The sequence below is a fragment of the uncultured Allobosea sp. genome (genome assembly GCF_945956895.1).
Classification (GTDB): Bacteria; Pseudomonadota; Alphaproteobacteria; order Rhizobiales; family Beijerinckiaceae; genus Allobosea.
The window spans coordinates 1-7736 of sequence record NZ_CAMFJF010000098.1 but is presented as its reverse complement, the minus strand read 5'-3'; the positions used below and the strand labels follow the sequence as shown (position 1 = coordinate 7736).

The following is a 7736-nucleotide window of genomic DNA, read 5'->3' as shown; positions in this document are numbered from 1 at the left end:
TCGACCTCAAGCATAGCCATGGTTCTGCCCCAGATAGACGCGGCGGACCTCGGGGTCCGTCTGGATGTGCTGCGGGCTGCCATCGGCGATCAGGCGGCCGTGATGCAGCACGAGGATGCGATCGGAAAGTCCGAGGATCATCTTCATCTTGTGCTCGACCAGCAGGATCGTGCGCCCGGCCGCGAGCCGCTCCAGCAGGGCCACCATGTCCTTGGTCTCCTCCGGCCCCATGCCGGCGGTCGGCTCGTCGAGCAGCAGCAGTTCGGGATCGGCTACCAGCGCGATCGCGATCTCCAGCGCCCGCTGCTGGCCATGGGCGAGGAACTTCGACGTCGCGCCGCGACGCGACGTCAGCCCGACGGCGGCGAGCGCGGCATCGGCCCTGTCGTCGAGCTCGGTCATCGAGGCCCGGTTCCGCCAGATGTCGTAGCGCGAGCGGAAGGCCTGGGCCGCCACGCGCACGTTCTCGTGGACGGAGAGCTCCGGGAAGATGTTGGTGATCTGGTAGGAGCGCGCAATTCCCAAATGCGCGAAACGGTGCTGCGGCGTCCCGGTGATGTCGCTGCCCTTGAAGCGGATCGAGCCGGTCGAGGGCGCCAGCACTCCGGAGAGCACGTTGAAGAAGGTGCTCTTGCCGGCCCCGTTCGGCCCGATGATCGCCGTGACCTTGTTCGGCTCGAAGGAAGCGGTGACGCCCTCCAGCGCCACGAAGCCGCCGAAGCGCCGGCCGATATTCTCGACCGCGAGCAGGGGAGCGCTCATCGACCTGCCCTCCAGGCAAGCGCCGTGCCCCAGATGCCCTTCGGCAGGAACAGCACGAACAGGATGAAGACGCTGCCGACGACGATCTGCCAGTGCGAGGTCCAGAGCGAGACCACATCCTCCATCAGCAGGAAGGCGAGTGCACCGACGAAGGGGCCGAAGAAGCTGCCGGCGCCACCGAGCAGGGTCATCATCACGATCATGCCGGAGGTCTGGTAGTGCAGGATGTCGAGCGGCACGATCGCCAGATGCAGGGCCGAGAGCGTCCCGGCCAGCGCACAGATCACCCCGGACAGGGTGAAGGCGATCAGCTTGCTGCGCTCGACGTCGTAGCCGCAGGCGCGCGCCCGGGTCTCGTTCTCGCGGATGGCCTCGATCACCGCGCCGAAGGGCGAGTTCAGGATGCGGGAGACCAGCCACAGGGCCGCCGCCGCGAAGACCATGAGCACGTAGTACTTCTTCAGCGGGTCGAGGAAGTCGACCGTCCAGCCGAAGAGGTCGATCCTGGCGACGGTGAAGCCGCGCAGCCCGTTCTCGCCGCCGGTCAATGAGGAGGCCTGCAGCGCGACATAGTAGACGAGCTGCGACAGGGCGAGCGTCACCATCGAGAAATAGATGCCGCGGGTCCGGATCGAGAGCAGGCCGATGACGAAGGCGAGCGCGCTGCCGGCGACGACACCCAGCGCGACGGCCGCGTACCAGGGCAGGCCGAACTTGCCGATCGCGATCCCGGTGACGTAGGCGCCGGCCCCGAAGAAGGCGGCATGGCCGAAGGAGAGCAGCCCGGTGTAGCCGAACAGCAGATTGTAGCCGACCGCGACGAGCCCGTAGATCAGCACATTGACGGCGAGCGCCTGGGAAGGAAGCATCCAGGGCAGCAGGCACAGGGTCAGGATCGAGAGGGGAACGCGCCAGGCCGTCAGCCTTGCGCGCCAGCCCCTGTGGCCGGCCGGGCCGGCCATGACAGCGGCGACGGAGGAGTCGGAAGCGGTCATCGTCATCTCCTCAGCCACGCACCGGCTTGCCGAACAGGCCATGCGGCCTCACCAACAGCACGAGCGCCATCAGCGCGAACATCACGATCGTCGCCATCTCCGGGGCGAACAGGGCCGTCATGCTGATCGCGACGCCGACGAGCAGCCCCGCGACCACGGCCCCGACGAGCGAGCCCATGCCGCCGATGACCGTGACGACGAAGGCCTCCGCCAGTACGAGCGAGCCCATCTCCGGATTGACGTTGCGCATCGGCGCGGCGAGCACGCCGCCCAGCGCGGTCAATCCGATGCCGAGCCCGAAGACCAGGAGCCACACCTTCGAGATGTCGACGCCGAGCACGCGCATGATCTGCGGATCCTTGGCGCCCGCACGCACGATCAGCCCGAATTTCGTCTTCTCAAGCCCGAGCCAGAGCAGCACGAGGATGACGGCGACGACCGCGACGACGAAGAGCCGGTAGATCGGAAAGAAGCCGATGCCGAGATCGGCGACCCCGGCCAGTTCCGGCGGGGTCTGGAACGGGATCCCGTCGCTGCCGAAGACGATCCGGACAGCCTCGACCAGCACATAGCCAAGCCCGAAGGTCAGCAGCAGCGGGTCGTCGATCGACCGCTTGTAGAGCGGGCGGATCAGGAAACGCTCGATCAGCATCCCGAAGGCGCCGATGGTGATGGGGGCGATCAGCAGCCCCCACCAGAAGCTGCCGGTCAGCGACGCGACCCAGAGCCCGGCATAGGCCCCGATCATGAACAGCGCGCCATGGGCGAAGTTCACCACGCCCAGCATGCCGAAGATGATCGACAGGCCGAGCGCGACCATGATCAGGATCGCCCCGAGCGCGACGCCCGAGAAGAGCTGCATCGCGATGAGTTCGGCGTCCATCACAGACCCTCCATGACGCGTGTGTCGGCGATGCTCAGGCCGGGAAGCCCAGCTCCGCGCAGCTGCGCAGAATGGTTTCCGAAGCGGGCTCCGTGGCGAGAACCTTGAAGAGGTCGGCCTCGTTCTTCATCTCGGCCTTCTTCTTCGACTCGAGCACCAGCACCGACTGCACCGACTGATGGTCGCATTTGCGATAGTGCTGCGAGCCCTTGGCGATGTCGTATTTCAGCTCCTCGAGCGCCGCGATCACCTTGTCGGTGTCGGTCCCGCCCGCTTTCTCCATGGCGAGCAGCAGCGAATAGACGCCGCTGAAGCCATAGGCGCCGTAGTCGGTCGGATAGGCGCCGCCATTGGCGGCCTTGAAGGCGTCGTTGAAGCTCTTCGCCGCCGGTATCGTATCCTCGAGGCCCCAATAGTAGTTGGCGCCGCCGATCACGCCCTCGAAGGCCTCGGGGCCGATGGCCAGCCGCTGGTTGTGCAGCAGCACGGGCACCACGATCTTCGACTGGCGGTTCATGCCGAAATCGACCGCCTGCTTGACCGAGTTCGCCTGGTCGCGGCCGAAATTGCAGATGCAGAGGATGTCGGGGCGCATTGAGCGCAGCCGCGGCATGAAGGTCGAATAATCGGCCGCGCCGAAGGGATGCAGGATCTCGCCGACGCTGGTCGCGCCGATGGCCTGCTGCGCCCGCTTGAAGCCGCGCAGCATCTCGTGGCCATAGGCATAGTCGGCGACGAGATAGGCGACCTTGGAGTCCTTCTTGAAGGTGTGCTTGGCCACCGCCGCAGTCGTCATGTGCGGGTTCAGCGCCTCGTGGAAGGTGAAGCGGCTGAAATCCTTGATTTCGTTGATGGTGTCCGACTGGCTGATCGAGACGTAGATGACGCCGCCCGCCCGAGTGACCTCGTTGACCGCGAGCTGGACTGCGCTGGAAAGCGCGCCGACGATAGCGTGGACCTTGTCCTTCTCGATCAGTTCCAGCGTGCGCGTCGCCGCCTCGCCCGCATTGAGCTTATCGTCGCGTACGAGCAGCTCGACCTTGCGGCCGGCGATGCCGCCCTTGTCGTTGATCAGCTTGACCGCGAGTTCGGCGCTCTTGACCTGATCCTTGGCCTCGGCGGCGAAAGGGCCGGTCAGCGGGGTCGGGAAGCCGATGCGGATGCTCTCCCCCTGCGCGCGCAGGATGCCTGGCATGGCGAGCGTCGCGCCGCCGGCGGCGAGGCCCGCGAGCGTGGCACGGCGCGTGAGTGAAGGCAGGCTCTTGCTCTTGTCTGTCATGATCGTCTCCTCCGCGGTCCTTGTTCTTGTCGTTGTTCAGATCGTTCCGAGCGCCCTTAGCAGGCGTGTCGGCGTCATCGGGATTTGCGCGATGCTCGCGCCGAAGGGCGCCATCGCGTCGTTGACGGCATTGAGCGCGGCGGCGGATGCCGCGGCGGTGCCGGCTTCGCCGCAGCCCTTGGCGCCTAGCGCGGTGTCGGCCGTCGGCGTCTCGATATGGGCGATGACGATGTCCGGCATCTCGCCGGCCATCGGCACGAGGTAGTCGGCCAGCGAGCCGTTGGTCAGCTGGCCGTTCTCGTCGTAGCGGCATTCCTCGAAGAAGGCCGCGCCCAGCCCCTGCACTACGCCGCCACGGACCTGCTCGTCGACCAGCAGCGGGTTGATGATGCGCCCGCAATCCTCGACGACCCAATGCTTGAGGATCTTCACGAAGCCGGTCTCGACGTCGAGTTCGACATGGCAGCCCTGCACGCCGTTGGTGAAGGCGAAGGGATAGCCCTGCGGCGCGTGATGATGCGCGACGGTGAGCTGGGCGCTCGCATCCTTGGGCAGCGTATCCGAGCGGAAATAGGCGATGCGCGCGATCTCCGAGAGGTCGATGCGTTCCATACCGCTCAACCGATCGACGACGACGCTGTTGCGCATGTCGAGATCGCCGGGCCTAGCCTGCAGGATCGTCGCGGCCAGGGACAGAACGTTGCCGCGCAGCTTGCGGGCCGCCTGCAGCGCGGTCTCGCCGCCGATCCCGGCACCGCGGCAGGCCCAGGTCGCACCGCCATGGGGCGTGTTCTCGGTGTCGCCGGTGATGACGCGGACCTGTTCGCGCGCGATCCCGAGCTGATCGGCCACGATCTGGCCGATGATGGTCTCGGTGCCCTGCCCCTGCTCGGTCACCGAGATCTGGCAGCGGACCTCGCCGGCCGGCGTCACCGCGAGAACGGCACCGTCCTGTGCCGAGATGCGCGCGCCGCCGATGCCGTAGAAGGCCGGGCTCGGATTGGAGATCTCGACGAAGCTTGCGATTCCGATGCCGCGATGGATGCCGCGCTCACGCAGCGCCGCCTGCTCCGCCCGCAGCGCGTCGTAGCCCATCAGCGCCTTGAGCCTGGCCAGGCTCTTCTGGTGCGACAGCGCCTCGAACTGGTATCCGGTCGGAGAGGCGCAGGGATAGGCGTCGTCCGGGATCAGGTTCCTCTCGCGCAGGCTGACCGGATCGACGCCGGCCCTGGCGGCGGCCATGTCGACGAGCCGCTCGGTGACGGCACAGGCGATCGGATGGCCGACAGCGCGATACTGGCTGGTCTGGACCTTGTTCTGGAAGACGACCGAAAGCTCGGCGCGGTAGCTGTCGAACCGATAGGGGGCGCCCATCAGCCGGATGACCTGGTTGCCCTCGACCGCGCTGGTGCGCGGATAGGTCGAGAACGCCCCGATCGCCGTGACGTCGTCGACGTCCATCGCCAGGATCGTGCCTTCGGCATCCAGCGCCATGCGGGCGCGCACGCGGTGGTCGCGGGCATGGATGTCGGAAACGAAGGACTCGATCCGGTCCGCCACGAACTTGACCGGCCGCCCGCAGAGCATGCTCAGGCCCACGACCGCCATGTCCTCGTGATAGACATGCAGCTTCATGCCGAAGGAGCCACCGATATCGGGGGCGACGACGCGCACGCTCGCTTCCGGGATGCCGTAATGGCGCGAATAGAGGTCCTGGAACTGGTAGGGCGTCTGTGTCGCGTGATGGACCGTGAGCTTGCCCTCGCTCGCATCCCAGTCGGCGAGGATCGCGCGCGGCTCCAGCGTCACCGCCGTATGCCGGCCGAAATGAAACTCCTCCTCGACGACATGGGCGGCCTCCGCGAAGATCTCGTCGATGCCGCCGGTATCGAGCCGGCTGCCGAAGCAGAGATTGTCAGAGACGGCGACAGCGGCCCGGTCGGCATCCGGCTCCCGTGCGGTGTCCACGTCGACGACCGGCGGCAGCTCCTCGAACTCCACCGCGATCGCCTCGGCCGCGTCCTCAGCCTGGGCGCGCGTATCGGCGACCACCGCGACGACCGCCTGGCCGGCCCACAGCACCTCCTCGAGCGGCAGGGGCAGTTGCGAGGCCGATTTCATGCCCTTGAAATGGTCGAGCGTGCCGCTCCAGGGCTTGCACAGCTTCGCTAGGTCCGCCCCGGCCGCGATGAGCCTCACGCCGGGCATCGCGCGCGCCTCCGCGACATCGATCGAAACGATGCGGGCATGGGCATAGGGGCTGCGCAGGAAGGCGGCGTGCAGCATGCGCGGCAGTACGAGGTCGGTGACATAGCGGCCCCGTCCCGCCAGCAGGCGCTTGGCGTTGGGGCGCGAGACCGAGCGGCCGATATAGGAGTTCGGGCGATCGAGTGTGCCGAGCGGCGCGTTCATGCCGGCTCCTCCAGGGAGGCGGCTGCGGTCTCGCCTGCAGCGCGGCAGCGCGCGACGGCCTCGATCGCATCGACGATCGCCTCGTAGCCGGTGCAGCGGCAGTAGTTGCCGGAGAGGGCGTCGCGGATCTCCTCCCGGCTCGGCATCGCCTTGCGTGTCAGAAGCCCATGGGCGGTGACCAGCATGCCGGGCGTGCAGAAGCCGCATTGCAGCGCGTTGCGCCCGTGAAAGGCGCGTTGCAGATCGGCGATCACGGCGCTTTCGCTCAATCCTTCCACCGTCTCGACGGCGGCGCCGCCTGCCTGCACCGCAAAGGTCAGGCAGGCATGAACCGGCACGCCGTCCAGCATGACGAGGCAGGCGCCGCAGACGCCCATCTCGCAGCCGGCATGGGTGCCGGTCAGGCCGAGATCGCGGCGCAGGAAATCGGCCAGCGTCTCGCGCGGCTCGGCCAGCCGCGTCAGCGTCTCGCCATTGATCGTGATGGTGACGGGAACGGCCGCTGTCATGATGCCTCCGCGATCCGGCCGAGCAGGCGCCCGAGCAGGACGCGCGCCAGATGCAGGCGCATCGCCGCCGGCACCTGCTCGTCGTCCTGCGGATCGAGGTCGTCGGCGAGCGCCGCCTGTGCCCGGCGGATAGCCTCGCCGTCGAGCACGCCTCCGGCGAGCACGGCTTCCGCCGCCCTGGCCCGCACGGGAACGGGGCCGACCGAAAGGAAGGCGATGCGGGCTTCCTCGACGAGGGCCCCTTCCAGGCCGAGCATCGCGCCGCAACCGACGATGGCATAATCGCCGCGCCGGCGCGCCAGTTCGTCGAAGGCGCAGCGATGCTTCGGATGCGCGGCGGGAATATGGAACGCGACCAGCAATTCGCCGGGCTCGATCGCGGTCTGGTAGAGGTCCTGGAAGAACGCCGCGGCGGGCACGCGGCGCGCGCCTTCGGAACCTGCGATCTCCATTTCGGCATCCATGGCCAGCATCATCGCCGGGAATTCGGAAGCGGGATCCGCCAGGGCGACGCTGCCGCCGAGCGTGCCGCGGTTGCGGATCGCCGGATGCGCGACATGGGGGGCGGCCAGCGAAAGCAGCGGCGCGTATCTGGCGATCAACGGATCGTCATGCGCTTCGACATGCCGGGTCAACGCGCCCAGCCGCAAGCTGCCATCCTCCAGCGAGATGCCGCGCAGTTCGGGGATATGAGCGATGTCGATCAGGCGCTCCGGCGCCTGCAGGCGCAGGGCCAGCGCCGGCGCGAGGCTCTGCCCGCCGGCGATGTAGCTGGCATCGCCGCCGGCCTCGGCGAAGACCGCGAGCGCCTCCGCGATCGTGGCGGGGCGAAAATAGCTGAAGGCTCGGGCTTTCAAGGCTCCGAACTCCGTTGTGCGTTTCCAGGCCAGATTTGT

General features: G+C 67.6%; 7 protein-coding genes. All 7 read right to left on the bottom strand.

Going from position 1 to position 7736, the window contains the following annotated elements; all coding sequences use genetic code 11:
- Nucleotides 1-6: 6 nt before the first annotated feature.
- The 7 genes from Q0Q02_RS22085 to Q0Q02_RS22055 are packed head-to-tail and all read right to left on the bottom strand — an operon-like array spanning nt 7 to nt 7697.
- Nucleotides 7-762, bottom strand: coding sequence for an ABC transporter ATP-binding protein (locus Q0Q02_RS22085; RefSeq protein WP_293812757.1), 756 nt, complete (start codon nt 760-762; stop codon nt 7-9).
- Nucleotides 759-1724, bottom strand: a complete 966-nt coding sequence (locus tag Q0Q02_RS22080) for a branched-chain amino acid ABC transporter permease (RefSeq protein WP_293812758.1) — start codon at nt 1722-1724, stop codon at nt 759-761. Before Q0Q02_RS22080 ends, Q0Q02_RS22085 begins: the two co-directional genes overlap by 4 nt.
- 43 nt (nt 1725-1767) lie before the next feature.
- On the bottom strand, nt 1768-2640 hold the full coding sequence (locus Q0Q02_RS22075) for a branched-chain amino acid ABC transporter permease (protein WP_293812755.1): 873 nt from the start codon (nt 2638-2640) through the stop codon (nt 1768-1770).
- Nucleotides 2641-2674: 34 nt separating this feature from the next.
- Nucleotides 2675-3919, bottom strand: coding sequence for an ABC transporter substrate-binding protein (locus Q0Q02_RS22070; protein WP_293812753.1), 1245 nt, complete (start codon nt 3917-3919; stop codon nt 2675-2677).
- A 36-nt stretch (nt 3920-3955) separates the two neighbouring features.
- Nucleotides 3956-6331 (bottom strand): xanthine dehydrogenase family protein molybdopterin-binding subunit, encoded by a 2376-nt coding sequence (locus Q0Q02_RS22065; protein ID WP_293812752.1) that lies wholly within the window; start codon nt 6329-6331, stop codon nt 3956-3958.
- On the bottom strand, nt 6328-6840 hold the full coding sequence (locus Q0Q02_RS22060; protein ID WP_293812750.1) for a (2Fe-2S)-binding protein: 513 nt from the start codon (nt 6838-6840) through the stop codon (nt 6328-6330). Before Q0Q02_RS22060 ends, Q0Q02_RS22065 begins: the two co-directional genes overlap by 4 nt.
- Nucleotides 6837-7697: a xanthine dehydrogenase family protein subunit M gene (locus Q0Q02_RS22055; RefSeq protein ID WP_293812748.1), complete on the bottom strand. Its 861-nt coding sequence runs from the start codon at nt 7695-7697 to the stop codon at nt 6837-6839. The genes Q0Q02_RS22060 and Q0Q02_RS22055 overlap by 4 nt, the downstream gene beginning before the upstream one ends.
- Between the last annotated feature and the right edge of the window lie 39 nt (nt 7698-7736).

What these genes read in the sequence shown, in the direction of transcription:
- Q0Q02_RS22075 (WP_293812755.1), bottom strand. Translation starts at nt 2,640, where the DNA reads ATGGACGCCGAACTCATCGCGATGCAGCTCTTCTCGGGCGTCGCGCTC.
- Q0Q02_RS22085 (WP_293812757.1), bottom strand. Translation starts at nt 762, where the DNA reads ATGAGCGCTCCCCTGCTCGCGGTCGAGAATATCGGCCGGCGCTTCGGC.
- Q0Q02_RS22070 (WP_293812753.1), bottom strand. Translation starts at nt 3,919, where the DNA reads ATGACAGACAAGAGCAAGAGCCTGCCTTCACTCACGCGCCGTGCCACG.
- Q0Q02_RS22060 (WP_293812750.1), bottom strand. Translation starts at nt 6,840, where the DNA reads ATGACAGCGGCCGTTCCCGTCACCATCACGATCAATGGCGAGACGCTG.
- Q0Q02_RS22080 (WP_293812758.1), bottom strand. Translation starts at nt 1,724, where the DNA reads ATGGCCGGCCCGGCCGGCCACAGGGGCTGGCGCGCAAGGCTGACGGCC.
- Q0Q02_RS22065 (WP_293812752.1), bottom strand. Translation starts at nt 6,331, where the DNA reads ATGAACGCGCCGCTCGGCACACTCGATCGCCCGAACTCCTATATCGGC.